Source organism: Pedobacter sp. BG31 (assembly GCF_042464845.1).
GTDB classification, from domain to species: domain Bacteria; phylum Bacteroidota; class Bacteroidia; order Sphingobacteriales; family Sphingobacteriaceae; genus Pedobacter; species Pedobacter suwonensis.
This window is the reverse complement of sequence record NZ_JBHNZK010000005.1, coordinates 200,127-225,329: the sequence shown is the minus strand read 5'-3', so window position 1 is coordinate 225,329 and position 25,203 is coordinate 200,127. Positions and strand designations below refer to the sequence as shown.

22 protein-coding genes are annotated in these 25,203 nt (G+C 39.3%); 16 read left to right on the top strand and 6 right to left on the bottom strand.

Annotated features, from left to right (window positions below; translation table 11 throughout):
* Nucleotides 1–66 precede the first annotated feature (66 nt).
* From ACFE6N_RS08980 to ACFE6N_RS08935, 10 genes are all read left to right on the top strand, one after another.
* The gene (locus ACFE6N_RS08980) at nucleotides 67–1,041 is read left to right on the top strand and encodes an acetylornithine carbamoyltransferase (RefSeq protein WP_378935707.1); all 975 of its coding nucleotides are present in this window, start codon (nucleotides 67–69) and stop codon (nucleotides 1,039–1,041) included.
* 10 nt (nucleotides 1,042–1,051) lie between these two features.
* Entirely contained in the window at nucleotides 1,052–2,104 is a 1,053-nt protein-coding gene (locus ACFE6N_RS08975; protein ID WP_378935705.1) for a YhcG family protein, read from the top strand.
* Nucleotides 2,094–2,930: an acetylglutamate kinase gene (argB, locus tag ACFE6N_RS08970; RefSeq protein ID WP_378935703.1), complete on the top strand. Its 837-nt coding sequence runs from the start codon at nucleotides 2,094–2,096 to the stop codon at nucleotides 2,928–2,930. Before ACFE6N_RS08975 ends, argB begins: the two co-directional genes overlap by 11 nt.
* Nucleotides 2,931–3,145: 215 nt before the next feature.
* Nucleotides 3,146–3,958 carry a pyrroline-5-carboxylate reductase gene (proC, locus tag ACFE6N_RS08965; RefSeq protein WP_378935701.1) on the top strand — a complete coding sequence of 271 codons (813 nt, stop codon included), beginning with the start codon at nucleotides 3,146–3,148 and terminating at the stop codon, nucleotides 3,956–3,958.
* A gap of 70 nt (nucleotides 3,959–4,028) precedes the next feature.
* A complete protein-coding gene (locus ACFE6N_RS08960) occupies nucleotides 4,029–5,096 on the top strand; it encodes a M20 family metallo-hydrolase (protein ID WP_378935699.1) in 1,068 nt (355 codons plus the stop codon).
* Between the two features lie 179 nt (nucleotides 5,097–5,275).
* Entirely contained in the window at nucleotides 5,276–5,497 is a 222-nt protein-coding gene (locus ACFE6N_RS08955) for a DUF433 domain-containing protein (protein WP_090765191.1), read from the top strand.
* Entirely contained in the window at nucleotides 5,497–5,829 is a 333-nt protein-coding gene (locus tag ACFE6N_RS08950; RefSeq protein ID WP_378935697.1) for a DUF5615 family PIN-like protein, read from the top strand. Before ACFE6N_RS08955 ends, ACFE6N_RS08950 begins: the two co-directional genes overlap by 1 nt.
* Before the next feature lie 55 nt (nucleotides 5,830–5,884).
* On the top strand, nucleotides 5,885–7,216 hold the full coding sequence (argH, locus tag ACFE6N_RS08945; protein WP_378935695.1) for an argininosuccinate lyase: 1,332 nt from the start codon (nucleotides 5,885–5,887) through the stop codon (nucleotides 7,214–7,216).
* Nucleotide 7,217: 1 nt separating this feature from the next.
* Nucleotides 7,218–8,471: a pyridoxal phosphate-dependent aminotransferase gene (locus ACFE6N_RS08940; RefSeq protein ID WP_378935693.1), complete on the top strand. Its 1,254-nt coding sequence runs from the start codon at nucleotides 7,218–7,220 to the stop codon at nucleotides 8,469–8,471.
* Between the two features lie 70 nt (nucleotides 8,472–8,541).
* A complete protein-coding gene (locus tag ACFE6N_RS08935) occupies nucleotides 8,542–9,393 on the top strand; it encodes a hypothetical protein (protein WP_378935691.1) in 852 nt (283 codons plus the stop codon).
* Between the two features lie 382 nt (nucleotides 9,394–9,775).
* Here ACFE6N_RS08935 and ACFE6N_RS08930 read toward each other — a convergent pair whose 3' ends face one another.
* The 4 genes from ACFE6N_RS08930 to ACFE6N_RS08915 form a co-directional block, all read right to left on the bottom strand.
* Entirely contained in the window at nucleotides 9,776–11,200 is a 1,425-nt protein-coding gene (locus tag ACFE6N_RS08930) for an RtcB family protein (RefSeq protein ID WP_378935689.1), read from the bottom strand.
* A gap of 10 nt (nucleotides 11,201–11,210) precedes the next feature.
* A complete protein-coding gene (locus ACFE6N_RS08925) occupies nucleotides 11,211–12,272 on the bottom strand; it encodes a DNA polymerase beta superfamily protein (protein ID WP_378935687.1) in 1,062 nt (353 codons plus the stop codon).
* A complete protein-coding gene (locus tag ACFE6N_RS08920; protein ID WP_378935685.1) occupies nucleotides 12,262–13,023 on the bottom strand; it encodes a DNA polymerase beta superfamily protein in 762 nt (253 codons plus the stop codon). Before ACFE6N_RS08920 ends, ACFE6N_RS08925 begins: the two co-directional genes overlap by 11 nt.
* Nucleotides 13,024–13,086: 63 nt before the next feature.
* A complete protein-coding gene (locus tag ACFE6N_RS08915; RefSeq protein WP_378935683.1) occupies nucleotides 13,087–14,184 on the bottom strand; it encodes a slipin family protein in 1,098 nt (365 codons plus the stop codon).
* 1,027 nt (nucleotides 14,185–15,211) lie between these two features.
* On the opposite strand from ACFE6N_RS08915, the gene ACFE6N_RS08910 reads away from it, so the two are divergent.
* Both ACFE6N_RS08910 and ACFE6N_RS08905 read left to right on the top strand, forming a co-directional pair.
* Nucleotides 15,212–16,252 carry a helix-turn-helix transcriptional regulator gene (locus ACFE6N_RS08910; protein WP_378935681.1) on the top strand — a complete coding sequence of 347 codons (1,041 nt, stop codon included), beginning with the start codon at nucleotides 15,212–15,214 and terminating at the stop codon, nucleotides 16,250–16,252.
* 70 nt (nucleotides 16,253–16,322) lie between these two features.
* A complete protein-coding gene (locus tag ACFE6N_RS08905) occupies nucleotides 16,323–17,840 on the top strand; it encodes a glycoside hydrolase family 32 protein (RefSeq protein ID WP_378935679.1) in 1,518 nt (505 codons plus the stop codon).
* Nucleotides 17,841–18,014: 174 nt separating this feature from the next.
* Here ACFE6N_RS08905 and ACFE6N_RS08900 read toward each other — a convergent pair whose 3' ends face one another.
* Nucleotides 18,015–19,598, bottom strand: a complete 1,584-nt coding sequence (locus ACFE6N_RS08900; RefSeq protein ID WP_090986418.1) for a peptide chain release factor 3 — start codon at nucleotides 19,596–19,598, stop codon at nucleotides 18,015–18,017.
* Nucleotides 19,599–20,045: 447 nt separating this feature from the next.
* On the opposite strand from ACFE6N_RS08900, the gene ACFE6N_RS08895 reads away from it, so the two are divergent.
* From ACFE6N_RS08895 to ACFE6N_RS08880, 4 genes are all read left to right on the top strand, one after another.
* Nucleotides 20,046–22,316, top strand: coding sequence for a helix-turn-helix domain-containing protein (locus ACFE6N_RS08895; RefSeq protein WP_378935677.1), 2,271 nt, complete (start codon nucleotides 20,046–20,048; stop codon nucleotides 22,314–22,316).
* A 67-nt stretch (nucleotides 22,317–22,383) separates the two neighbouring features.
* The gene (locus tag ACFE6N_RS08890) at nucleotides 22,384–22,641 is read left to right on the top strand and encodes a GxxExxY protein (RefSeq protein ID WP_378935675.1); all 258 of its coding nucleotides are present in this window, start codon (nucleotides 22,384–22,386) and stop codon (nucleotides 22,639–22,641) included.
* 28 nt (nucleotides 22,642–22,669) lie between these two features.
* Nucleotides 22,670–22,762: a hypothetical protein gene (locus ACFE6N_RS08885; protein ID WP_378935673.1), complete on the top strand. Its 93-nt coding sequence runs from the start codon at nucleotides 22,670–22,672 to the stop codon at nucleotides 22,760–22,762.
* A 46-nt stretch (nucleotides 22,763–22,808) separates the two neighbouring features.
* Nucleotides 22,809–23,417 (top strand): SprT-like domain-containing protein, encoded by a 609-nt coding sequence (locus ACFE6N_RS08880; protein WP_378935671.1) that lies wholly within the window; start codon nucleotides 22,809–22,811, stop codon nucleotides 23,415–23,417.
* Between the two features lie 88 nt (nucleotides 23,418–23,505).
* Here ACFE6N_RS08880 and ade read toward each other — a convergent pair whose 3' ends face one another.
* Nucleotides 23,506–25,143 carry an adenine deaminase gene (gene ade, locus ACFE6N_RS08875; protein WP_378935669.1) on the bottom strand — a complete coding sequence of 546 codons (1,638 nt, stop codon included), beginning with the start codon at nucleotides 25,141–25,143 and terminating at the stop codon, nucleotides 23,506–23,508.
* Between the last annotated feature and the right edge of the window lie 60 nt (nucleotides 25,144–25,203).

Below are 25,203 nucleotides of genomic sequence, written 5' to 3'. Positions count from 1 at the left end.
TTTGTATCCTGTTTAAAACTTTGCAGGGGCTTTAGTCTTTAAGCTTTAAACTTTAAGCTTTAAAAAATGAAACTTTTCACTTCCGTACATGATGTTCCGAGCATCAAACAATTTGTAAATGATGCATTGGCATTAAAAGCCAACCCTTATGGACATCAGCATTTAGGTAAGAACAAAACCCTGGGTTTGGTTTTTATGAACCCCAGCTTACGTACGCGTTTAAGCACGCAAAAAGCAGCCTTAAATTTAGGGATGAATGTGATGGTGATGAACCTGGATAAAGAGGGCTGGGCATTGGAGACGCAGGATGGTGTGGTGATGAATGGTTCTACAGTAGAACATATTCGTGAGGCTGCTGCGGTTATGGGACAATATTGTGATATTTTGGGCTTGCGTTCTTTTCCGAAACTGAATAACCGCGAGGAAGATTATAGTGAAGATTTTTTTAACAAGTTTGTAAAATACTGTGCCGTGCCGGTAGTGAGCCTGGAGAGTGCAACACGCCACCCTTTGCAGAGTTTTGCTGATATCATTACCATTCATGAAACCTGGACTAAGAAACCTGACGGCCGCAAACCCAAGGTAGTTTTAGCCTGGGCACCTCATGTAAAGGCTTTACCCCAAGCCGTTCCTAATTCTTTTGCCGAGTGGATGTGTAAAGCGCAGGCAGAAGGAATGATCGATTTTACAATTGCGCAGCCAGAAGGTTATGAACTTGCCGAAGATTTCACACCAGGTGCAAAGATTGAATACAATATAGAAGAAGCCCTGGTTGGTGCCGATTATGTATATGTAAAAAACTGGAGCAGCTACAAAGAATACGGAAAGGTGTTAACTTATCCGGACGGCTGGATGATGAATAACGAAAAGTTAAAAATCACCAACGATGCAAAGGTGATGCATTGCTTACCTGTGCGTCGTGATCTGGAATTATCGTCAGAAATTTTGGATGGTCCAAACTCATTGGTAATTCATGAGGCGGGAAACCGCCTATGGGCAGCACAGGCAGTGATTAAAGCAATGTTGGAGGAATTGAAATAGCATCAGTTGGATGGGAAAGCCAATGAAAAATATGACAACAGATTTCGAGCAGATTATTTTGCTTATTACAGAAGCCCGGAGTAGGGTTTACAGTAAAGCAAATGCAGAGCTGGTGATGTTATATTTTAGTGTTGGGCAAATTGTTTCTGAAAAAGTCGCGAACGGCAGATGGGGTGATGGCACTGTAGATGATTTAGCAAATTACATTGCTGAGAAACAACCTTTGTTAAAAGGATTTAATCGTCGCGGACTTTATAGAATGAAACAGTTCTACGAAGTTTATAGCGATAATGAATTTGTGTCACAAGTGGTGATAAAAAATCAAAAGGTTGATAGAGAGGGTGATAAGTTTGTGTCGGCAGTGCTGACACAAATTAGCTGGACCAATCATTTGTTGATTTTAGCCAAAACAAAAACAAATGAGGAGAAATTATTTTACCTCTATCAAAGTATAAATGAAAAATTATCTACACGGGAACTCGAGCGTCAGTTAAATTCAGCCACTTTTGAACGGACCCTGCTCAGTGATAAATTTGGACACGCAATAGCTAAACAATTGCCCCAAGGAATTTTTAAAGATCCCTATATTTTTGAGTTTTTGGCTTTACCCGAGATCCATTCTGAAGGCGATCTGCAGCAAGCATTGATTAAAAACCTCCAAAATTTCATATTAGAAATGGGAAAGGGTTTTGCGTATATGGGGAGTAAATACAGGCTGCAGGTAGGGAATAAAGATTACTATACAGATTTATTATTTTATCACCGTGATTTACAGTGCATGGTTTTATTTGAATTGAAGATAGAAGAATTTCAGCCGGAATTTTTGGGGAAATTAAATTTCTATCTCGAAGCTCTGGATAGGAGTGTTAAACGGCCGCATGAAAATCCAAGTATTGGTGTTTTATTGTGCAAAGGCAAAGATGTTGAAGTTGTGGAATATGCGCTAGCCAGAAATCTGTCGCCTGCTTTAATTGCAGATTATGAAACTAAACTCATTGATAAAAAGTTACTTGTAGAAAAACTACAACAGCTTTCAGAAATTTTCTATAAAAATGAAGAATAAACAACTCACTATCATAAAAATAGGTGGAAACGTAATCGATAATTCAGAAAACCTGCATCGGTTTCTAGTGGATTTTACAGCATTGCCGGGAGATAAAATTTTAGTGCATGGCGGGGGGAAAATTGCAACTGAACTGGGAGAATCGCTAGGCGTTGAGGCCAAAATGGTTGAAGGCAGAAGAATTACCGATATCGAAACCCTCCGCATTGTAACGATGGTTTATGCCGGACTAATCAATAAAAACATGGTTGCCCAATTGCAGGCCAAGGGTAGCAATGCCATCGGTTTAAGCGGTGCTGATGGCAATGTGATTAAAGCAAAAAAGCGACCGGTAAGTACCAAAACCTATGGGCCAGAAGCTGGGCCTATGGCTGGTGCAGTAATTGATTATGGTTTTGTTGGTGATCTGGATGAAAATTCTGTTTCTTCCTCAACTTTAGATAGCCTGTTAAAGGCTGGATTGGTGCCGGTTTTATGTGCGATTACACATGATGGCGATACGCAACTTCTGAATACCAATGCCGATACTATTGCTTCGTCTGTAGCGGTGGCGATGTCAGCCTTATACGAAACACAATTGGTATACTGCTTTGAGAAAAAAGGAGTATTAAAGGATGTGAATGATGATGCCACTGTGGTAAGGGAGATTAAGGCAGACGAGTTTGAGGGGCTAAAGGCTGATGGGACGGTAGCCGGTGGGATGATTCCAAAACTGCACAATGCTTTTGAAGCCATTAAAAAGGGTGTTTCTGCCGTCTATATTGGAAAAGCTGATGAACTTGCTGAATTGGCTACAGGTACTTTCGGTACCAAAATGCTGAAATAAGGCGGAAGGCAGTAAGGTTGAAGGTGGAGCGTTGAGGTATTGCATGGAAATTAACCGATAATATGCTGTGATTGCCCTATAAACCTGATAGTAGCGAACACGGAGTGCAACGAAGTAAAGCGGATAGCAGGAAATGCCTTTAAATAGCCTTACTGAAATTGCTTTACGAAAAATGAAAAGCTGTATTAACAATCTGAAACAAACCATAATCAACCATGAATAAAAAAATAGCCATCATTGGTAGCGGGAACATCGGTTTATCCTTAGCGAAAGGTTTGGTTAAAGCCAGCTTTGCCCAGGCTGCCGACATTACACTTACCCGTAGAAATACCGACCATTTAAAGTCTTTTGCCGAAGCCGGCTTTAAAGTTAGTAATAACAACAAACAAGCTGTGGTTGATGCAGAGGTGGTAATCCTTGCTGTTCTGCCCCAACAGTTAAACACGGTTTTAGACGAAATTCAAACTTCAATTGTTCAGGCGAAGCATTTGGTCATTTCGGTAATTTCAGGTGTAAGCTGTGCGGCTGTGCGGGAAAAATTAGGAGAGGGTGTTGAAGTGGTGCGCGTAATGCCAAATACAGCAATCGCGATCGGTCAATCTATGACTTGCATGGCGAGCGATAATGCATCAGCAGAAAATATGACTGAAGTAACCAAAATGTTCGAAACTGTTGGATCTGTTGTGAAGATTAACGAAGATTTAATGACTTCTGCAACAGCACTTTGTGCTTGCGGGATTGCTTTTTTCTTAAGGGCCATCAGGGCTGCATCGCAAGGTGGTGTTGAAATTGGTTTTCATGCAGATGAAGCTTTAAAAATGGCTGTTCAGACCGCCAAAGGTGCAGCCGATTTGCTTTTATTACATGGAACACACCCGGAATCAGAAATAGATAAGGTAACTTCGCCGAAAGGTTGTACCATTGCCGGCTTAAATGAAATGGAACATAACGGTTTTAGTTCATCGTTGATAAAAGGCATTAAACTTTCGGCTTTAAAAGCCGGGAATTTATATAATAAAGAGAGCTAAAAGCTGAAAGACCAAAGCTTAAAGCGAAGTAAAAGTATTGCTTGATACTTGATACTAAATACTTGATACTATGTTTTTAGAAAATATACAAAAGGAAAGCCTGGAATTACTGCGGCAATTGATTCGCATCCAGTCTTTTAGTAAAGAAGAAGACCGGACTGCTAATTTAATAGCCCAGTTTTTAGAAGAGAGAGGGGTTAAGACCCAGCGTAAAATGAATAATGTTTGGGCCTACAACAAGCATTTTGATGCCAATAAGCCAACTTTATTGTTAAACTCACACCACGATACGGTTAAACCAAATTCGGGTTATACCCGTGATCCATATGACGCCGCAATAGAAGGGGATAAGCTTTTTGGCCTGGGAAGTAATGACGCTGGCGGTTGTTTGGTTTCGTTAATCGGAACATTTTTGTATTACTACGAGCAGGAAAATTTAAAATATAACATCTGTTTGGCCGCCACAGCCGAGGAAGAAATCTCAGGCAATAACGGCCTGGAACTGGTACTGCCTGATTTAGGTGAGCTTGAATTTGGTATTGTAGGCGAACCAACAGAAATGAATTTAGCTATCGCTGAGCGCGGTTTGCTGGTGTTGGATTGTGTATCGTACGGAAAGGCCGGACATGCGGCGCGGGAAGAAGGGGAGAATGCCATTTATAAGGCATTAAAAGATATCGAATGGTTCAGGAATTATCAGTTTCCTAAAGTATCGGAAGTTTTTGGCCCGCTGAAAATGACTGTGACAATTATTAACGCCGGTTCGCAGCATAATGTGGTGCCGGCCAATTGTACTTTTACAGTTGACGTACGCGTAACCGATGCGTATACCAATGAAGAGGTGTTAGAAATTATCCGCGCAAATGTAGATTGTGATGTCACTCCACGGTCTATCCGTTTAAAGCCTTCATCAATTGATAAAAACCATCCTGTTGTGCAGGCTGGGGTAGCATTGGGGAGAACCACTTATGGCTCACCTACTACTTCCGATCAAGCGCTGCTGGATATTCCATCGGTAAAATGTGGCCCCGGTTTTTCAGGCCGCTCGCACATGGCCGATGAATTTTTGTATGTTAGAGAAGTTGCAGAAGGGGTAGAGGGATATGTAAATATGTTAAAACCAGTTGTTCAAGGTTGAAGGTAGAGGGTTTGAGGGTGTAAGGCTTGATACTTAACTTAAATATCGAATGCCTTAAGTTCTCTGTGGAAAACTCGGTATACGCTGTGGTAAAATGACTGTTGCTTTGTGCTTCGCGAACAACTTAGCACCCTTTGCGGTTAAATGAAAAAGCTTTAAATAATGTTTATATTTGGGATATGAACACCTATGCGAATTTTATCGAAATTAATGCAGATAAACGGTTCGGTCGGCCATGTATAATTGGGACTAGAATTGCTGTTTATGATGTTTTAAACTGGTTTGCGAACGGAATGACCCTCGAACAGATTTTGGAAGATTTTGATGAATTGACCGAAGCGCAGGTTTTAGCCTGTTTGGCCTATGCTGCCGATCGAGAACATAAAATACGCGTTGCCTAGTGAAATTACTATTTGATCAGAATATTTCTTTCCGAATTATTAAGCTTATTCAGTTAGCTTTCCCGCAGAGTGAACAGATTAGGAAATTAAATCTGGAGAATAAATCGGATAAGGAGATCTGGACATTTGCTGGCCAAAATGGTTTTACGATTGTTACTTTTGATGCCGATTTCTATGAGTTTTCTAATTTGTATGGGCACCCTCCGAAAATAATTTGGCTCAGAACGGGCAACAACACAACGCTATCGATATCACAGATACTTCTAACAAAAAAAGAATTAATAATAGAATTTATAAAACAAGCAGAATTTTCTTGTTTAGAAATTCAATAAAACTCAGCATTCTTTGCGAAAAGCCTTAGCGCTCTTTGCGGTAAAATAAATTAAAATGAAAATTTGGCAAAAAAATATTGATGTAAATCAGTTTGTAGAACGTTTCACTGTAGGTAAAGACCGTGAGCTTGATCTGCAAATGGCAAAATTTGATGTACTGGGTTCACTGGCGCATACTGAAATGTTGGAAACGATAAATTTGCTTACCGCAGAAGAGTTAAAAACCGTTCAGCAGGAATTGAAAAATATTTACGCTGAGATTGAAGCGGGTAACTTTACGATTGAAGATACGGTGGAAGATGTACACTCGCAGGTAGAATGGTTGCTCACACAACGCATAGGCGAAGCAGGTAAAAAAATCCATAGTGGCCGTTCACGTAATGATCAGGTTTTGGTTGATTTAAAACTGTTTTTCCGTGCCTGTATTGAAGATATGGTTAACCAGACGGCTACGTTGTTTAATCAGTTAATCGAACTGAGCAATGCCCATAAAGATAAATTATTGCCAGGTTATACGCATTTACAGATTGCTATGCCTTCCTCATTTGGCTTATGGTTTGGTGCTTATGCCGAAAGCCTTGCCGATGATATGGAACTGATGCTGGCTGCCTGGAAAATCACCAATAAAAATCCATTAGGCTCTGCAGCAGGTTACGGCTCATCATTCCCGTTAAACAGAACATTAACTACCCAACTGTTGGGCTTTGAAAGCCTGAACTATAACGTGGTTTATGCACAAATGGGGCGTGGTAAAACCGAAAGAATCCTGGCGCAGGCCATGAGCGCTGTTGCCGCAACGCTGGCAAAAATGGCTATGGATGTTTGCCTCTTCATTAATCAGAATTTCGGCTTTATTAGTTTTCCGGCGGAATTGACAACAGGTTCGAGCATTATGCCACACAAAAAGAATCCTGATGTTTTTGAGCTGATCCGTTCGCGCTGTAATAAAATTCAGGCTTTGCCAAATGAAATTGCGATGATGATTACCAATCTGCCATCAGGCTATCACCGCGATTTACAACTATTAAAAGAAAATCTTTTCCCTGCCATTACTTCGCTTAATGAGTGTCTGGAAATCGCCACCTTTATGTTTCAGAACATTACCATAAAGGATGATATTTTAAAAGATAAAAAATATGATTACCTGTTTAGTGTTGAAGTGGTTAATGACCTTGCGTTAAAAGGCGTGCCATTTAGAGAAGCTTATAAAATAGTTGGCGGGCAAATTGAAAGTGGTACATTTGCCCCATCTAGCCAGATACATCATACACACGAAGGAAGCATCGGTAACCTTTGCAATGAGCAGATTTCGGCAGCAATGCAGGATGTTTTTTCTCAGTTTGGTTTTGAAAAAGTGAATAAAGCAATAGCAGATTTAATAGCATAATATGAAAGTTTCAGTAATAGCCAATTCATTAATTGGATCAGAAATTATAAAAATTGGTAACGAAGTTAACGAAATGAAGCGCAAAGGTGCATCTATCGCTAACCTGACCATTGGCGATTTCGATTCAAATATTTATCCGATCCCAGCTGAGTTAAAAGCGGGAATTGTGGAAGCGTATAATGCCAACCAAACCAATTACCCGCCTGCAGATGGTGTTTTGCAATTACGAGAAACAGTTTCTGAATTATTAAAAGACAGATTTGGATTAGCGTATAATACCAATAGCATTTTAGTTTCAGGCGGTTCGCGGCCTTTAATTTATGCTACTTTTCTGGCATTGATTGATCTGGGTGATACTGTAGTGTTTCCTGCACCATCATGGAACAATAACCACTACTGCCATTTAACATCGGCAAATGCCATTGCAGTTGAAACCGACGCAGCCCATAACTTTATGCCAACTGCGGCACAGTTAAAACCGCATTTAAAAGGGGCAACATTATTGGCCCTTTGTTCGCCTTTAAACCCAACGGGCACCATGTTCGATGCTAATGCCCTGGCTGAGATTTGTGATGCTGTTTTAGCGGAAAATGCAACCAGAGGAGCCGACGAAAAGCCGCTTTACCTGATGTACGATCAGATTTATTCGCTTTTAACTTTTGATAAAGAACATGTAAATCCGGTGTCACTACGTCCGGAAATGAAACCGTTTACCATTTTTGTTGATGGTAGTTCTAAATGCCTTGCTGCCACAGGTGTACGCGTAGGTTGGGGATTTGGCCCGGAAGATATTGTAAACAGGATGAAAGCGCTTGTAGGCCATATGGGTGCCTGGGCACCAAAAGCAGAGCAGGTTGCAATGTCTAACTATTTTAACAATAAGCCTCAGGTTGATGCTTTTTTAACCAGCTTCAAAGCGCAGATCCAGGATAGTTTAAATGCACTCTACAATGGTTTTAATGATTTAAAGGCTGAAGGTTTTAATGTAGATGCAGTAGAACCTATGGGCGCCATTTATCTGACCATTAAAATAGATTATATTGGTAAAACAACCGAAGATGGTCAGCTTTTAAAAGATAGTGCAGATGTTAATTTTTATTTAATTAAAGAAGCCGGAGCTGCTTTGGTGCCGTTCTCTGCATTCGGAAATGAGCATAGTATGCCATGGTTCCGGGCATCAGTAGGAGCTTGTACTTTACAGGATATAAAAGACATGCTGCCTAGAATAAAACTGGCATTAAGCAAGTTGAAATAGAGAATCTGAACACTCCATCAAACAAATTGCATGATGGAGTGTTCAGATAAAAATCTCATTTCGCGCTTATATGGAACCAAAATACACGCCTCAGGGTTACGCTTCTACCTCAGCTATTCTTACTACACTTGCCATTGGTATATTGGCATCACTCATTCTTCCGGTTTTCTACATTATCCTCGGAAGGCTTATTCCCAATATTTGGTTCATCGCCATTATTGCTTTTCTTTTAGGTCTGGGTTTAGGGTTTTTTATTGATCTTGGGGTTAAGATCGGAAAACTCAGGAATAAAAAAATCGTTACCATTATTGCAATCTTTTGTGGCTTATTTGCCTTTTATGTTCAATGGGTATTGTTTGATACTTTAGCCTATAGTAGGAAAGGTTTTACTTTTAACCTGAATGGCGATGATTTAAAGTTTTTGGTTCAAGACTTCTTTTTCCTTTTTACGCATCCCCATATTTTATTTCAGGAAATTACTAATATGAATGAAATAGGTACATTCCGCATCAAAGGAACAGGTACCATTAGCGGTGTACTGTTATGGATAATTTGGGCCGGTGAATTTATCGTTATTCTGGGAGGTGCAATATTTGGCGTTTTGAATGGTCAGGTCATCCATCCCTACTCTGAAATTAATGATAACTGGATGAAAAGGCGAAAAATTACCCATCGCATTCCACTGGTAGAAAATAAAGAAACAATTGTAGAAGCATTAAATCAGCGAAATTTTACGGTTTTACAGGATCAGCCTTCATTAATAAATGCAACTGATTATTCCGAAGTACTGATTTTTGAATCCACCGGCGATCCAACCAAGTACATCAGCTTGGTAAATGTATCAAACCCTACAGGAAAGGCGAAAGATAAAAAACTAAAAAGCATACTGAAATTTTATCCTCTCGAGAACGCCAACATTTAATTAAAAAATTCTGAACTTTTTGATAATGCACACTCAATTAATAGAGTGAACTTAAAAAAAATTCAGAAGATATATTCAAGAAGCTGTCGTCGCCCTGAACCAAGCCTTAGTGAGCTCACCGAAGGCAATTTATTTTAGGGTCTATGCCGCGGATAAAGGATGCTGAAATAAATTCAGCATGACGTTTAGGTTCTGAATAGTACCACGATTAATCATAGCATGTATGTGTTAATCGAGCTCTGGTTTATTAGTAAATCCCATTTCAAATTTAATATCAGATTTCTTTTGTTGGAAAAGACAAAAAAAACCTCGCAGGTTTGAACCAGCGAGGTTTTTTAGATTTTAGACTAAGAACTCCCAACTCAAAACACCCAACTCAAAACTAATCCTCCCTGCTTCCATCATCCGCCATTCTTACCATTTTAGGTTCGAATTTAGCCACTACATCAACCAGTTCAGTTTGTGCAGCCATTACTTTATGGATGTCTTTATATGCCATCGGTGCTTCGTCTATACCTGCGCCGATCAAGGTCACATTGTGGCCTTTCAAAATGGCTTTCATATCTGATTTGGTGATCGATTGGATCGCTTTCGTCCTGCTCATTTGTCTGCCGGCGCCATGCGATGCCGAATTGATTGCACTGGTTTCGCCTTTTCCACGTACCAGAAATCCTGGCGCAGTCATGCTGCCGGGGATAATCCCCATTACACCCTTACCAGCAGGCGTAGCGCCTTTACGGTGAACAATTACTTCCTCGCCATTAATCAACTCCTTCCAGGCAAAATTATGGTGGTTTTCTACTTTGGCTAAAACCTTTGCACCAATGGCTTTGGTTAATCTTTTATGGATCACCTCGTGACAGGCAGAGGCATAATCGCCAGCTAAGTTCATGGCCATCCAATACTCCTGGCCTTCAGCAGTATTCAGGTCTAAATAAGCCAGGTTTGCAGCCTCTTTCGGGAGTTTGCAAATCTCTTTAGCCAATTTGGTATAATGACCGGCGATGGTAGCGCCCAAACCGCGCGAACCAGAGTGGGTTAACAAAGCTACATAACGACCTTTATCAATATTTAAAACTTCGTCGCGGTCGGCAAAATCAATAATCCCCCATTCTACAAAATGGTTACCCCCGCCTGATGTACCCAATTGTGCCCAGGCTTTCCCATGTAAATTTTTCAGAAAAGTGGTTGAGTTGAAAGCTTCGTGATCCAATACTTCGTGTTCGGCTCTTTCCAAACCCCTAAACTCTCTGCCTGCTCCGAATTTAGTAAAAGCAATCAGTTCCCGTTTGTACATGGCATCTTTACCGAAATAATGTTTTTCCGGAATATCAAAAATGCTCAGGGCCATTCGGCAGCCAATATCAACACCCACACCATAAGGAATAATGGCATTTTTTGTAGCCAGTACACCACCTATAGGCAAACCATAACCTTGATGTGCATCGGGCATTAAAGCACCCGCTACCGATACCGGTAATTTCATGGCAATATCCATTTGGTTTCTGGCACCTTCTTTAATATAATCAGAACCAAATACCGCGTAGGGTCTGGCATGTTTTACCAGTTCAATGGTTTCGTCTTTTGGTATATTGGCCTCTTCAATCATCGCTGTGGCCAATGGTTTTAAAACCGGATCATCCAAAAAACTTTCCGGGTAATCTTCAACTTTTTTAAATAAAGCCAGCAATTCTTTTTCTTCTGTATCTGTAAAATTTGCTTTCAAAATCTCCAAGGCCAGGCCTAGTATTTTCCCTTCGGAATAACCTGTTTCGATCAGGTTGCTTCCTGTTATGTTGTTTTTCATTTTTGTTTTTTTAATTAGCATAGAGTTCTATTCTCATTTCTACAAGTAAGGATTCTATTAGGCTTGCATCTGGTTTATCCATAAGCTTACTTTTAGTCGTTGCCTGTTCAATTTTTTCCATCAAAAGTTCTGCTTTTTTTAATACTTCATCGTAATCAAGCTCCCCCCTCTTAATCATAAGCAACTCTTCACGGTTTTGCCTTTTAACATTTAATTCTCCGTCCCGAACAATTTCAAGTGCCACTTGTAATAGCCTAATGGTATGCATCATGTTTTTAGCATCATAATCTTTACCATGGTTTTTATTTAAACTATATCGATCTTCATTTCGCTTTTCTACCCATTCCCAATATTCATTATACTCCTTACAATAAGACGAGTAGCTATCCTTATTGAAGAATAAATAAGCAATTTCATGTTCTCCGGTGGGAATTGATGAGACAGAAACATCATTTGCCGCTTCCTTGGTTGCAATCCCTTTATAATTCAATTTCTTTTCCACATCATGAAACAGGGCATACAGATCTTTAGTATTAGGAATTTTTGCCAGTCCACAATCAGCTTGCGAAATACTGTTTTTTGCAAACCAGGTTTTTGCTCTTACCGATGAGTAATTTACTGTGACGAAACAAAAGTCTAATACTGTTTTCCGGGTTTTAAGCATTGGATTTAATATTTTTTTGTTTAATCCTTTCGCCTTTCGAATCTGAGTTAACGCATATCCTCCAAACGTATCCTTACATAATTTAGATAAGAGCATCGTGATATTTAATTTATCCATTATAGGATGCTTATATAAAATATAATCTTTAGGAGTTGCTAAAATTTCCAGGATGTTTGGATTATTCTTTATTAGTAGTTCTACAAAACGGCCGATTTCATAATATACTTCGTCGTTGCTTTCATTGCTGATCTGAGCGATATATCTCAATCCAAAAAACATGTCTTTTGGCATATAATATATCCCTTTAATATCAGTGTCTGACTGCGGCGTATCCAGTCCGTAAGCTTTGCTACCGCTTAAACATTCAAATAAAAGCAAATTTTGATCTTTTAAATCTTTAATCGTCATAATGTCTTATTGTATTTCTAAAAAAGGTATCGAGCATTTCGGTATCAAAACTTTCTTTTGGCAGATCTTTAGCTCCTTCAGTACAACTTTTAAACTCATCATCAATGTACCTACGCAGGTGGGGGTCTATTTTGATGATAAAAGCCTCTGCAGAAGTAGATTTTAGCACAATCAGATCTTTAACCAATGTTTGAAGATACTCTGGCATTAAGGTTAAAAGTGGACCAATGGTCATTGGAGCAATCGAATTTTTCTCTAAACACCACTTTGCTGAAAGTAAAGGTCGCAGGACATAAAAAAGTTTTTTGATCTTAATTTCGTCACCATTTATTATCGTATCCAATGCACCATGTGCTATTCCTAAATAATGATTAATATTCGTTTTTCTATAAAAATAAGACTGGCATAATGTCCATAATTCATTTCTAAAATCATCTTGTTCTCCGTAAACAATAGGCGATTGCAGCCACTCGAAAGGAGTTGTATTTGATTTTCTGATCAATTTAAGGACCTTTTTAATATCCCATCCATAAATATCAAGTTCATCGCTGATTGGAAAACCCAATTGATCATTCTTTTCTGAAATGGCAAGATAATGGTTAATCGGACTTACATAAATAAAACGCACATCAAAATCGCTGTCTGGCGATGGGAATTCCCACCCACGGCTTCCCGATTCGCAGGCAAATAATATTTTAATATCGTTTGCCTTTTCTATTTCTGCAAGTCTGTTTATGATGGTGGTTTTCATTTTATTCTTAATTAATCCCTCGGCAGGTAACATTCACCTAACCGAGGGGTTTCTAAATTTAATTTATTTTACAAAGATTTGCTTCAATTGATCCACAATTTGGCCGCTACCCGATAAGCTGATGTTATTGATCTTTTCTGCGATTTTCTCCACATATTCCATCTCTTTCAATTTATACAACATCGAATTTTCTTCCATTAATTTGGCTGTATTTAGCAAACTTCTGGTCGAAGCCGTTTCTTCTCTCCTGGTAATGATATTGGCTTGCGCCCTTTTCTCGGCAATTAATACCTGGTTCATAATCTCCTTCACATCGCCTGGCAAAATAATATCTTTAACACCGCAGTTAATTAATTTTACACCCAAATCGGTTGCTTTAGCTAAAGTTAAATCCATTACTTGTGCGGCAATTTTCTCTTTACTTTCCATCAACTCATCAAAAGTCATTAAGCCAACTGATTCTCTCAAGGCCAATTGCATCGTAATGTACAATTGCTTATCAAAATCTTTGTTTTCCAATAAGGCTTTGATAATGTCATCAACTTGATATTGAATGCTGAAGTTTACCCTCAATTGTGCTTTATCCTTAGTTAAGATCTCTTGTCCGATAATCTCCATATTCAATTGCCTCATATCAGTTTTTAAAACTTGAATCGTAGTGGCATTTTTCCAGTAAACATAGTTTCCGGCTTCCATTACCCTTTCAAATTTGCCATCAACAAATAACAATGCTTTTTCGAAAGACTCCACTTTGAAGGCCCTGATATAATTTAATAAAGGTGCTTTCTCTAACAAATTTTTATCAACCGTCTCATCAATGTTGATGTTACTAATATCAACTTTGACAAAGTGATAGGCAGACAAACCTTTCCAGATGGCATGCTTGCCCGCTGTTAACACACTTTTGAAATTTCCATTTCTGTAAACCAGTGCCAACTCATTATCAGCTACATCTACTACATGCACCAGGTTAGTAAAATCAGTGTTTGTTAACAGCACTTCTAGTTCTGCAAGGGTGAAAAAATACTCTTTTCCCATATCGAACAAAGTGATATCTTCTCCAAAACCTAACCAGTAGGTTCCTGCAGTTAATACGTTTTTTAATTTTCCTCTTTTAAACACCAATCCAACATCATTGGTGTTAATGGTTACTCTTTTCATGTTTTTTGATGTTAAGATTTATAATTATTTAATTGTTTTGCTTACAAAGCCTTGTAAAAGCACATTCATCTGGTTTTTGCGGAAATAAATTGAATCCTGATGTGTTTAAGAGTGAAATTATTTTTTCAGTTAGCTGAGATCCTGAGATTGATTCTAACGTTTAAAATAACCTGACTTTTAAATCAGTTCGTTATCGTTTTATTTTCAAAGCAAAAGCAAATTTGCCTTTCAGGAACATAAAAGAACCATTAAGCAGAATGTGGTTTTACAAGGTAGTTTTTTGAGTAATTTGAAAAGTTACCCTTCTTTTTTTGTTTTGGATTTTGAGCCCTAAACGCTTACCAATTAGCTATTCCAACACCTTGGAAGCAGGATTCGAACCTGCATATTTGGTTGTTACTCTAACCCCTGAGTTATTCCGGATTGCTCCGGAAGTGGGATTCGAACCCACGACACACAACGTGTTAAGACAAAAACCAGCACAATCCTGACCAGTATATTCCATGCTATCGCACGAATACTTCGGGGCTATACAGAAACCCTCAACTGCGATCAGTGTTATGTAGTATTGCCATCCCGGTTATTCACCGGAATTTCTTTATAGGTAATGATTTACTTAAACTATTTAATTGCTGCCCTTAACCCTGTTCCGCAGATCCGGAACAGGGGGCTTCGTAATAAAGCGCTACTCAGAAAACGAGCAGCGCCGTGAGCGCGCGTATTTTAAAGCAGTTTAATTTCTTGTAAATCAGTTATTATTATTGATTTTTTTCAAAGAACTTCATTATCGACCGGCGACATGACAAAGATGCCACCAGCCCTGCGCGGAGGAATTGCGTAGTAAATAAAATTTTAATGATCTTTAATCAAAATTCTGTTTATCAGTGTTTTAAAATTTACTTTTTAATAAGTTTCATGTTTTAAGTATCCAATTGCGCAATTCTATTGCGCAGTTATCGGTAACTTAGTTATATTTAACCGAAGCATAAATACCAGATTTTTTAACCTACACGCTAATTACCTCAAAATGGCCATCAATAAATTAGCCCTTATTCGTTACAAAACTATCGACGATTGTCTGAGAAACCGCTTTCGCAAGTGGACCCTAGATGATCTGATTGAAAAGGTTGCCGAAACCCTTTACGAACTGGAAGGTATCACCAGTGGGGTAAGTAAGCGCACTATACAGGCCGATATCCAGTTGATGAGGAGTGATAAACTAGGTTATAACGCACCTATTGTGGTAAAAGACAGGCGGTTTTATGCTTACGAAGACCCCGGTTTTAGTATTACAAAAGCACCGATCAACCATGCTGATGTAGATAAAATGAAAGAAATTGTGGGGGTGCTGAAGCAGTTTAATGCTTTCAATTATTTCGATGAAATGAGCGATATGATTGCCCGTTTGGAGAATAACCTTTATAAATCGACCAAACAGAGCGGAAACAACATTCAGCTGGAAAGCAATAAGCTGGTGAAAGGCCTGGAATGTATCCCACCGCTTTATCAGGCGGTTCTAAATAAACGGTCATTGCTGATTGAATATAAATCGTTTAAAGCGCAACAGGCACAGCCAGGCATTTATTTCCCCTACCTGTTAAAAGAGTACCGTAACCGCTGGTTTTTGATTTGCAAGGCTAAAAAGCGGCCCGGAATATTAAATTTAGCACTCGATAGGATAGTTGAATTTCAGGAATTACCAAACGAACCGTTTATCGCTTATGAAGGAGTAGATTTTGACCGTTATTATGACGATTTAATCGGGGTAACCAAAAGTGAGAGAGACCGGCCACAAAAAGTGATTCTGGAATTTACGAACGATCATGCACCATATGTCATTACCAAACCTTTGCATAGCTCGCAGGTGGTATTGAACAAAACTGATAAAACTACCGTTTTCAGGATTGATGTAGTGCTGAATTATGAATTGGAGCGCGAAATATTGGGTTTTGGCGAATGTGTTAAAGTGCGTTCACCAAGGCTGCTGATTGCTAAAATTAAGCGTCGTTTAGAACAGACCTACAAACAATATGAAATAGCAGAAGAAAAACAAGAATCGAAGACTTGAGGATTGTAATTTAGTTAAACGTTTTAGTGATTGGGTTTTTATCTGTATTTTAAGGGCTTAATAACCAAATATGAGCAGAACCAAATATATCTTATCTATCTTGATGGCTTGTTCTTTGAGCATATCCGCACAGCAAGCTACTCCTCAATGGAGACCCAATTATCATTTTACCGCACCAACTAATTGGCTTAATGATCCTAATGGATTAATTTACCTCAATGGCGAATACCATTTGTATTACCAGTATAATCCATTTGAAAATAAATGGGGGCATATGAGCTGGGGGCATGCAAAAAGCAAAGATCTGGTTAATTGGGAACATCTGCCCGTGGCAATTCCAGAAAAAGTTACCAAAGATACCATCACAATGATTTTCTCTGGCTCGGCGGTTCTGGATAAACAAAATGTGAGTGGTTTAGGCAAGGTTAAAGCACCCATTCTGGCTTTTTATACAGCTGATTTACCTAAACAGCATAACGAATCGCAATATATGGCTTATAGCAACGATGGCGGTTTAACGTTTACCGATTATGCGAAAAATCCAATTATCGATTTAAATAAAAAAGATTTCCGTGATCCGAATGTGTGGTGGCATGAAGCTTCTAAACAATGGATTATGACGGTTGCGATGGTTGATGAGCACCAGGCCCGTTTCTACGGTTCTAAAAACCTGAAAGACTGGAGCATATTGAGCGATTTTGGCAAACAAGGCAATCAGGGCAGTGGATGGGAATGTCCTTTTATCGTTCCGCTGGCCGTTGATGGAAATAAGAACCATACCAAGTGGGTACTCATGATTTCGCTTTTTGGGCCAAAAGGTCCCACTATGCAATATTTTATTGGTGATTTTGACGGCAAAACGTTTAAGAATGATAACGATGGTCAGTTAACTTTGCTGGTAGATGATGGTGATTCATTTTATGCAGCTATTCCCTGGAACAATGTGTCCAATGATAAACGCATCCTTTTGGGCTGGTTGCAGCCTGGCGGTAAAGAAACCTTTCCCTGGAAAGGGCAGATGTCTATCCCGAGGGACTTAGCTTTAAAAACTACGCCTGATGGGGTAAGATTGTTTCAACAGCCAAGTTCGGTTATTGCGGGTAACCTTAAAAAACTTGCACAAAACCGAATAATTTCCAAACAGAATCTGGTCGTTGATGGCGAAATGAAACTGGGTGAAATCACAAATGCAAACTGGATTGAAGCGGAATTTGATTTAAAAGGTGCTAAAACTACAGGTTTTAAGCTGGCCCAATTAAAAGACGGGCAAGGAAAAGTGATTAAAGAAGTTGAAGTGGGTTATAAGGCTGATAAAAACGAATTGTATGTTGATTGTTCGCGCTCAGAAAAAGGCATTAAAAACGATAAGAATATCGTACAAACGGCAAAAATAAATCCTGTTGCCGGTAAAGTGAATATACAGATCCTGATTGACAAATCATCGCTCGAAGTTTTTGGTAATAAAGGCGAAAAGGTAATTTCGACCATGATTTTCCCGGACGGAAAAGCAACTGGAATTACGGCGTTTTCGAAAGATAGCAGAAGTACGCTAAGCAGTTTAAAAATCTGGGATTTGAGTAGGAAATAGTTGAAATCGTCATTATAAGGAGGAACGCCGAAGCAATCTTTCAAGCTAACGATTGTTCCTGTAAAGATTGCTTCGTTGGCTGAAAAAGCCTTCTCGCAATGACGGAAGTATATTATACATAAAAACCTTTTCTAAAAACTTAGAAAAGGTTTTTGCTTTTATAGACTTCCGACTTTAAGATTTAAACTCACTGGTTTTATGGAATTCGATATCCGGATAATCCTGTTTGGTTAAATTAATCATATATTCACTATCAGCCAGGTATACCGGGTTAGCCTCTTTATCAAAGCCGATGTGCTGTTGCTTGCGTTTTACAAACTCATCCAGTTTCTTTCTATCGGTAGAAGTTACCCAGCTCGAACGGGTATAACTCAGCGTGCGGAAACGGCATTTTGCACCGTATTCATGCTCTAACCGGAAATTAATTACCTCAAACTGAAGCTCGCCTACCGCGCCAATTACTTTTCGGTTTCCGGGCTGCATCACAAATAGTTGGGCAACACCCTCATCAGTTAATTGCTCAATTCCTTTTTCCAGTTGTTTGGTGCGCATCGGATCCATGTTTTCTACCTCTTTAAAAATAGAAGGAGAGAAACTTGGAATTCCTTTAAACTGCAGTTTTTCGCCTTCAGTTAAAGTATCGCCAATTTTAAAGTTTCCGCTATCATACAAACCCACTACATCACCTGGCCAGGCTTCTTCTACAATGCTCTTCTCGTTGGCCATAAAATCCATCGGGTTAGAGAATTTTAGTTTTTTATCCTGACGGGTATGGTAATAGAATTTATTGCGTTCGAATTTACCAGAGCAGATCCTCAAAAATGCAATCCGATCGCGGTGTTTAGGATCTAAGTTGGCGTGAATTTTAAATACAAAACCACTAAAGTTTTTTTCTTCTACCAGTACGTCACGTTCTTCAGCTTCACGGTGCCTCGGACTTGGGGCGATATCTATAAATGTATCTAAAAGCTCTTTAATCCCGAAATTATTAATTGCACTGCCAAAAAATACAGGCGCAACTAAACCATCGGTATATAAATCTTTATCAATTTTGCCGTAAATACCGTCAACCAATTCAACATCATCTTTCAGCGTGTTGATTTCATTTTCTTTGAGGTAATCCAGGAGCGAGGTATCGTTCAGGTCATTAACGGCAATAACCGAATCGGTTACTTTAGTTTTATCGGAATTAAATAAATTTAAATGTTTGTTATAAATGCTGTAAACCCCTTTAAAGGTATGGCCCTGTCCAATAGGCCAGGAAAGCGGGCAAAGGCTGATGTTTAGTTTTTCTTCAATTTCATCCAGTAAATCATAAGCTTCTTTACCTTCACGGTCCATTTTGTTGATGAAGATAATTACAGGCGTGTTTCGCATGCGGCAAACCGACATGAGCTTTTCTGTCTGTTCCTCCACACCTTTTACACAATCGACCACTAAAATCACACTATCCACAGCAGATAAAGTACGGTAGGTATCTTCGGCGAAATCTTTGTGACCCGGAGTGTCCAGAATATTAATACGCTTACCGCTGTATTCGAAACCCATTACCGAGGTGGCAACAGAGATACCCCTTTGCTTTTCAATCTCCATAAAATCGGAGGTATTGCTCTGGTTGGCCTTATTTCTTTTTACTGCACCAGCGGTGTTGATGGCACCACCAAAAAGCAGAAATTTTTCTGTAAGTGTGGTTTTACCGGCATCGGGGTGGCTAATAATGGCAAAGGTTTTACGTTTTTCTATTTCAGGGTTAAGCATAATAAAATTTTGGGTATAAGAGATGATGAAACCTTGTTAAAGGAATTTAACAGCGATAAGATTTGAATAGTGGTGTTTCATCAGGTTGCAAAGATAGGGAATTTGGTTAACTGTTTTAAGTGGTTAATTGTTTAATCGAAAACTGATTGCAATTTTTAAGATTGAAAAGCAGTGACAGTGGTTCTTTTGTTATTACAGCCCTGCCATACACTATAGCTCCGATTGAAGAAACCGGAGGCTGCCGTTGCTGTCAGGTTTAGGTTACTCCTGTAGTAGTTCTATTGACGTTTTTGAGGCCACTAATTAAGAAATTATTGATTAAGTAAAGGTTTAGATCAAAAATATCAACTTAAAATTAAAATTTCTCACCAATCATTCTTTAGTTTTGTGCTAAAATGTTTAGCTTTATTTATCCTCCCTGTTTAGCAAACTAAAATTTTATTGCAGATGCCTACATTAGAAGAAACTTCTATGCCCGCTGAGATCGCGGCTAAATTTGTGAATTATACCTCTAAACACGTTTTTTTAACCGGAAAAGCGGGAACAGGTAAAACGACCTTTTTGCGGAAACTGATTCAGCTTACGCATAAAAAAGCGATTATCTGTGCGCCAACAGGTATAGCGGCGATTAATGCTGCCGGGGTTACGATCCATTCTCTTTTTCAGCTGCCTTTTGGTGCTTTTTTTCCTGATGCAGCCGGAAATATTATCAATCAGCAGATTAGCTTCAACTTTAATACGCCACGTACCCTGGCCAAGCATTTAAATATGCAGGGCAATAAAAGGCGCCTGATTCAGGAACTGGAACTGTTGGTAATTGATGAGGTAAGTATGCTGAGGGCGGATATGCTTGATGCCATTGATTTTGCCCTGCGCTACATCAGGAGGAGTAAAAATGTACCTTTTGGGGGCGTACAGCTTTTATTCATTGGTGATTTACACCAGTTGCCGCCTGTGGTTAAAAATGACGAATGGCGGGTAATGGCCGGATTTTATAAGAGTATTTATTTTTTTGATGCGCTGGCATTGCAAAACAATCCACCGGTATATATCGAGCTGGATAAAATTTACCGCCAGGATGATGCTGTTTTTATTGACCTGTTGAATAACTTGCGGAATAACCAAATTACCCCACAGGATACGGCATTATTGCAACAGCATTTTATCCGTGATTTTAAGCCGGCAGCAGATGACAATTACATCACCTTAACGACGCATAATCATAAGGCTGATGGCATTAACCGCGAAAGGTTAACTCAACTGAAAACGAAATCTTATTTTTTTGAAGCCAGGATAACAGGTGAATTTAATGAACATGCTTATCCTAATGATAGGAGCCTGGAACTGAAAGTTGGTGCGCAGATTATGTTTATCAAAAACGATATGACCGCCGAAAAACGCTATTACAATGGGAAAATAGGAGTGGTGCACCACATTGAAAAAGATCTGGTAGAAATTGAATTGCCAGAAGATAAAACGGTAATCCAGATTTCGCCTTATACCTGGGAAAACGTAAAATATAAACTGAACGAGGCCACGAATGAAATTGAAGAAAATGTAGCAGGTTCCTTTGTACAATATCCAATTAAACTGGCCTGGGCCATTACGGTGCATAAAAGTCAGGGTTTAACCTTTGATAAAGCCATTATTGATATTGGTGACGCTTTTGCCCCGGGGCAGGCTTATGTGGCGCTTTCACGTCTTCGCTCCCTCAAAGGGTTAGTGTTAACGTCGCATCTGCGCGAAAGCGGTTTGCAGCAAGACCAGAACATCCATTATTTTTCTAAAACCAAACAGCCTACAGAAGTACTCGATCAGCAGATCAGTGCCGAGAGCTATGACTTTATCAGGACTTATCTTTTATCAGCTTTCGATTTGAATATGGCACGCTATTATTTTAAGGAACACATGCAAACTTTTGATAAGAGTGAGGCTAAATCGACCAAACAGCGCTATGATGATTGGACAATGGATCTGTATAAAGATTTCCAGAAAATTACTGCGACGGCTGATACTTTTGTAAACCAGCTTAAAAACTTGTTTGCCCAACAAACCGAGCATACATTGTTCAATGTGTCCAAGCGGGTACAGGCCGCGGTAAAATATTTCAGTCCGCTGATTAAGGAGGTGTCAGATAAATTCTTAGCCCAAATTGAAGCCATAAAAGAAGAAAAACAGGTTAAAACTTACCTGACTGAACTGCTTGAACTGGAAATTGTGATTTATGAACAGCTGAAGAAAATTCATAAAAGCAAGGCATTGCTGGAAGCCATTATTGATGGCAAAGAGTTTAGTAAGGCCGATACCGATGCGCTTTTAAATGCGGTAGAAAGAGAGGCACAATTAAAAAAGGCGATTACGCTTAAAGGCATGGCGCTAAAAGTAAGAACTGCTACAGAGAAAAAAAAGAAAGAGCCGAAGCCCGATACCAAGCTGATTAGTTTTGAATTATACAATGCGGGCAAAACATTAGATGAAATTGCAAAGGAGCGGGGCTTATCGGTTGGTACTATTGAGGGCCATTTGGCATATTATGTTTCTACACAGCAACTGGATGTAACGAAGTTGGTTAAGGCCAATAAAATCCGCAATATTACAGATGCCGTTGAAAGCCAGAAAACAAAATCGATGGCTACCATCAGGGAGTTTTTAGGCAAAGATTATTCTTTCGGCGAGATAAAAATGGTACTGGCGTCGCTGTTTCCAACAGAGGGATAGATCGAAATCTAACCGCAAAGATTGCTAAGGACAAAAACGCAAAGGGCGCAAAAGCAAATTCAAAGATATGGATGAAAATGAATTATCAAGAATTGTAATCGGATTGGCAATAGAAGTTCATAGTGCTTTAGGTCCTGGTCTGTTGGAAAGCGCCTATAAAGAATGTCTGTATTATAAAATTCTCAAGGCAGGGTTATTTGTTGAAAAGGAAAAGAAAATGCCTTTGGTTTTTGAGGATGTTAGATTAGAGTGTGGTTATAGAATAGATATACTGATAGAAAATAAGTTAGTATTGGAGTTGAAAAGTGTCGAGATGCTAAAATGATGTTCATCTTGCCCAAACTTTGACCTATATGAAATTGGGAAATTATAAGTTAGGCTTATTAATGAATTTCAATGTTGCCCGCTTAAAAGATGGATTAAAGAGAATTGTTAATGGCTTATAACTTTTCTTTATTTCTTTGCGAAAAACTTTGCGAACTTTGCGGTTAAATGGAGAAAGTTAAAGTTTTAGCGCAATACATGCCTGCAGAGGCCGCCCCGCTAATTGCCAGGTGGATTGATTATTTTCAATGCGAATTCAAGATCGCTAAAACACGTTCTACCAAATTAGGCGATTACCGCCATCCATTCCGTGGTAAAGGCCATCGTATTTCAGTTAATTTTAACCTCAACCATTATGCGTTTCTGGTAACCACAGTACACGAATTTGCACATTTGTTAACCTGGAATGATTTTAAAAATAAAGTAAAGCCACACGGAACCGAATGGAAGAAAAACTTTCAGCGGATGATGGTTCCTTTCTTTGATATGAATATTTTTCCGCAGGATATCCATCAGGCGATAGACAATTATATGTCGAATCCTGCGGCCTCAAGCTGTTCTGATTTACATTTATCGCGGGCCTTAAAAAAATACGACAGCAATAAAAGCGAAACTTTACATGTAGAGCAACTGCCAATTAATACCAACTTTAAAATCAAAGATGGCCGTCGCTTTACCAAAGGCGAACAGATCAGGAAGCGATATCGCTGTATTTGTTTAGATGATAAGCGGATTTACCTGTTTAATCCGCTTGCTGAAGTGTTTTTGTTGGAGTAATGTATCACTAACGTCCTGCTGAACTCGTTTCAGCATCTTTAGTTAGCTATTAAGACCCTGAAATAAATTCAGGGTGACGTATAAATTATTACATTAACCTAAACTCATCACCATCAAATAAACCTTTATCACTCAGTTTCAAATGCGGAATAACCAAAAGTGCCATAAAAGAAAGTGTCATAAAAGGAGCAAGCAGGGTTGACCCCAGGTCTTTTGCAAACTGATCGATAGCCGTATAACATGCAGCAACCTCGTAACCATTGTGGTTACTCATTAAACCGGCAACAGGTAGCGGTAGAATCTCTTCCTTTCCGTTTCCTAAAGCGACAACTCCACCAGTTTCCTGAATCACCATATTTACCGCCGCACAAATGCTTTTGTCATCAACACCCACGGCAATAATATTATGACTATCATGCGCTACACTCGAGGCAATTGCGCCCTTTTTTAGACCAAAGTTTTTAACAAAGGAAATGGCAATGGGCGCATCGTGATAGCGGTTAACCACCACCATTTTTAGCATATCATTTTCTACATCGCTCACCATGTTTCCGTTTTCAACTTTTGGTTTTATATGTAGTTTATTGGTGATCAACTGACCATCCAGGGCTTCAATAACCGGAATCTCCTGTTCGTTTTGATAGGGTAAGATAAAATCTTCTTCATTTTTCAAGCTGCAATCAAAATGGTTAATTGATTCTTTACTAGCTGAATGGTTGATCCAGTTACCGACCATTTTACCGTTTTCTGCTAGTAAAAGCCCACTAATATAGGTTTGTTTTACCTTAAAATTAATCAGGTCTTCTATCACAATAAAATCAGCATCATCGTTTACCTGTAACGCACCAACTTCAAGCTTATAATGTAAGATGGGGTTAATGCAAGCCGCGCGAAGCACTTTAAAAACATCGATTCCTTTGGCCACTGCCCTGGCACAAATTTCGTTAATGTGGCTTTCAACTAGACTATCAGGGTGTTTGTCATCACTACAGAACATCATCATTTCGGGCCAATCCTGGAGTAAATGGATTAATGCCTCAAAATTTTTGGCTGCGCTGCCTTCCCGGATCAGGATCTTCATGCCACGCTGTAGTTTATCCAGTGCTTCTTCGGCAGTAAAACATTCATGGTCGGTAGAAATACCGGCATCTATGTATTTTTGGACGGTATCTCTACGTAGGCCCGGCGCGTGTCCGTCAACAGGTTTACCGAGCTCGTGGGCAGCAGCAATCTTTTTTAAAACTTCTTCATCTTTATACAACACTCCCGGAAAATTCATCATTTCGCTGAGGTATTTAATCTCTGGGCGTTCTAAAAGTGCCTTAACATCATCATGATTTAACTCAGCGCCTGCAGTTTCGAAGGTAGTAGCCGGTACGCAGCTTGGTGCACCGAAATTGAATTTAAAGGGTACGGTGTTGCCGTTTTCAATCATAAATTCAACCCCTTCCATACCGCATACGTTTGCAATTTCGTGCGGATCACTAATGGTCGCCACTGTACCGTGCACCACCGCTAACCTGGCAAATTCGCTCGGAATGAGCATGCTGCTTTCGATATGTACATGGCTATCAATAAAGCCCGGCGTAATGAATGTGCTGCCTGGGCGTTCATCCGAAATTTGGGTAATCGATTTTATCTTTCCGGCTTCAACCGTTATTTCGCCAAAGAAAATATGACGTTCTACGATATTAACTATATTTCCACTGACTTTGAAAGTGCCCATGTTGCTTGAATGTTTAACTGGTTAATCGTTTAAACCGGTTAATTGTTTAGGACACACAGT

Bases quoted from the DNA above. Each gene is read 5' to 3' on its own strand.
- ACFE6N_RS08930 (WP_378935689.1), bottom strand. From the start codon at position 11,200: ATGAAAAACAACATAACAGGAAGCAACCTGATCGAAACAGGTTATTCC.
- ACFE6N_RS08890 (WP_378935675.1), top strand. From the start codon at position 22,384: ATGGATGAAAATGAATTATCAAGAATTGTAATCGGATTGGCAATAGAA.
- argH (WP_378935695.1), top strand. From the start codon at position 5,885: ATGAAAATTTGGCAAAAAAATATTGATGTAAATCAGTTTGTAGAACGT.
- ACFE6N_RS08905 (WP_378935679.1), top strand. From the start codon at position 16,323: ATGAGCAGAACCAAATATATCTTATCTATCTTGATGGCTTGTTCTTTG.
- ACFE6N_RS08980 (WP_378935707.1), top strand. From the start codon at position 67: ATGAAACTTTTCACTTCCGTACATGATGTTCCGAGCATCAAACAATTT.
- proC (WP_378935701.1), top strand. From the start codon at position 3,146: ATGAATAAAAAAATAGCCATCATTGGTAGCGGGAACATCGGTTTATCC.
- ACFE6N_RS08885 (WP_378935673.1), top strand. From the start codon at position 22,670: ATGAAATTGGGAAATTATAAGTTAGGCTTATTAATGAATTTCAATGTT.
- ACFE6N_RS08925 (WP_378935687.1), bottom strand. From the start codon at position 12,272: ATGACGATTAAAGATTTAAAAGATCAAAATTTGCTTTTATTTGAATGT.
- ACFE6N_RS08960 (WP_378935699.1), top strand. From the start codon at position 4,029: ATGTTTTTAGAAAATATACAAAAGGAAAGCCTGGAATTACTGCGGCAA.
- ACFE6N_RS08920 (WP_378935685.1), bottom strand. From the start codon at position 13,023: ATGAAAACCACCATCATAAACAGACTTGCAGAAATAGAAAAGGCAAAC.
- ACFE6N_RS08955 (WP_090765191.1), top strand. From the start codon at position 5,276: ATGAACACCTATGCGAATTTTATCGAAATTAATGCAGATAAACGGTTC.
- argB (WP_378935703.1), top strand. From the start codon at position 2,094: ATGAAGAATAAACAACTCACTATCATAAAAATAGGTGGAAACGTAATC.
- ade (WP_378935669.1), bottom strand. From the start codon at position 25,143: ATGGGCACTTTCAAAGTCAGTGGAAATATAGTTAATATCGTAGAACGT.
- ACFE6N_RS08880 (WP_378935671.1), top strand. From the start codon at position 22,809: ATGGAGAAAGTTAAAGTTTTAGCGCAATACATGCCTGCAGAGGCCGCC.
- ACFE6N_RS08975 (WP_378935705.1), top strand. From the start codon at position 1,052: ATGGGAAAGCCAATGAAAAATATGACAACAGATTTCGAGCAGATTATT.
- ACFE6N_RS08915 (WP_378935683.1), bottom strand. From the start codon at position 14,184: ATGAAAAGAGTAACCATTAACACCAATGATGTTGGATTGGTGTTTAAA.
- ACFE6N_RS08895 (WP_378935677.1), top strand. From the start codon at position 20,046: ATGCCTACATTAGAAGAAACTTCTATGCCCGCTGAGATCGCGGCTAAA.
- ACFE6N_RS08900 (WP_090986418.1), bottom strand. From the start codon at position 19,598: ATGCTTAACCCTGAAATAGAAAAACGTAAAACCTTTGCCATTATTAGC.
- ACFE6N_RS08910 (WP_378935681.1), top strand. From the start codon at position 15,212: ATGGCCATCAATAAATTAGCCCTTATTCGTTACAAAACTATCGACGAT.
- ACFE6N_RS08935 (WP_378935691.1), top strand. From the start codon at position 8,542: ATGGAACCAAAATACACGCCTCAGGGTTACGCTTCTACCTCAGCTATT.
- ACFE6N_RS08940 (WP_378935693.1), top strand. From the start codon at position 7,218: ATGAAAGTTTCAGTAATAGCCAATTCATTAATTGGATCAGAAATTATA.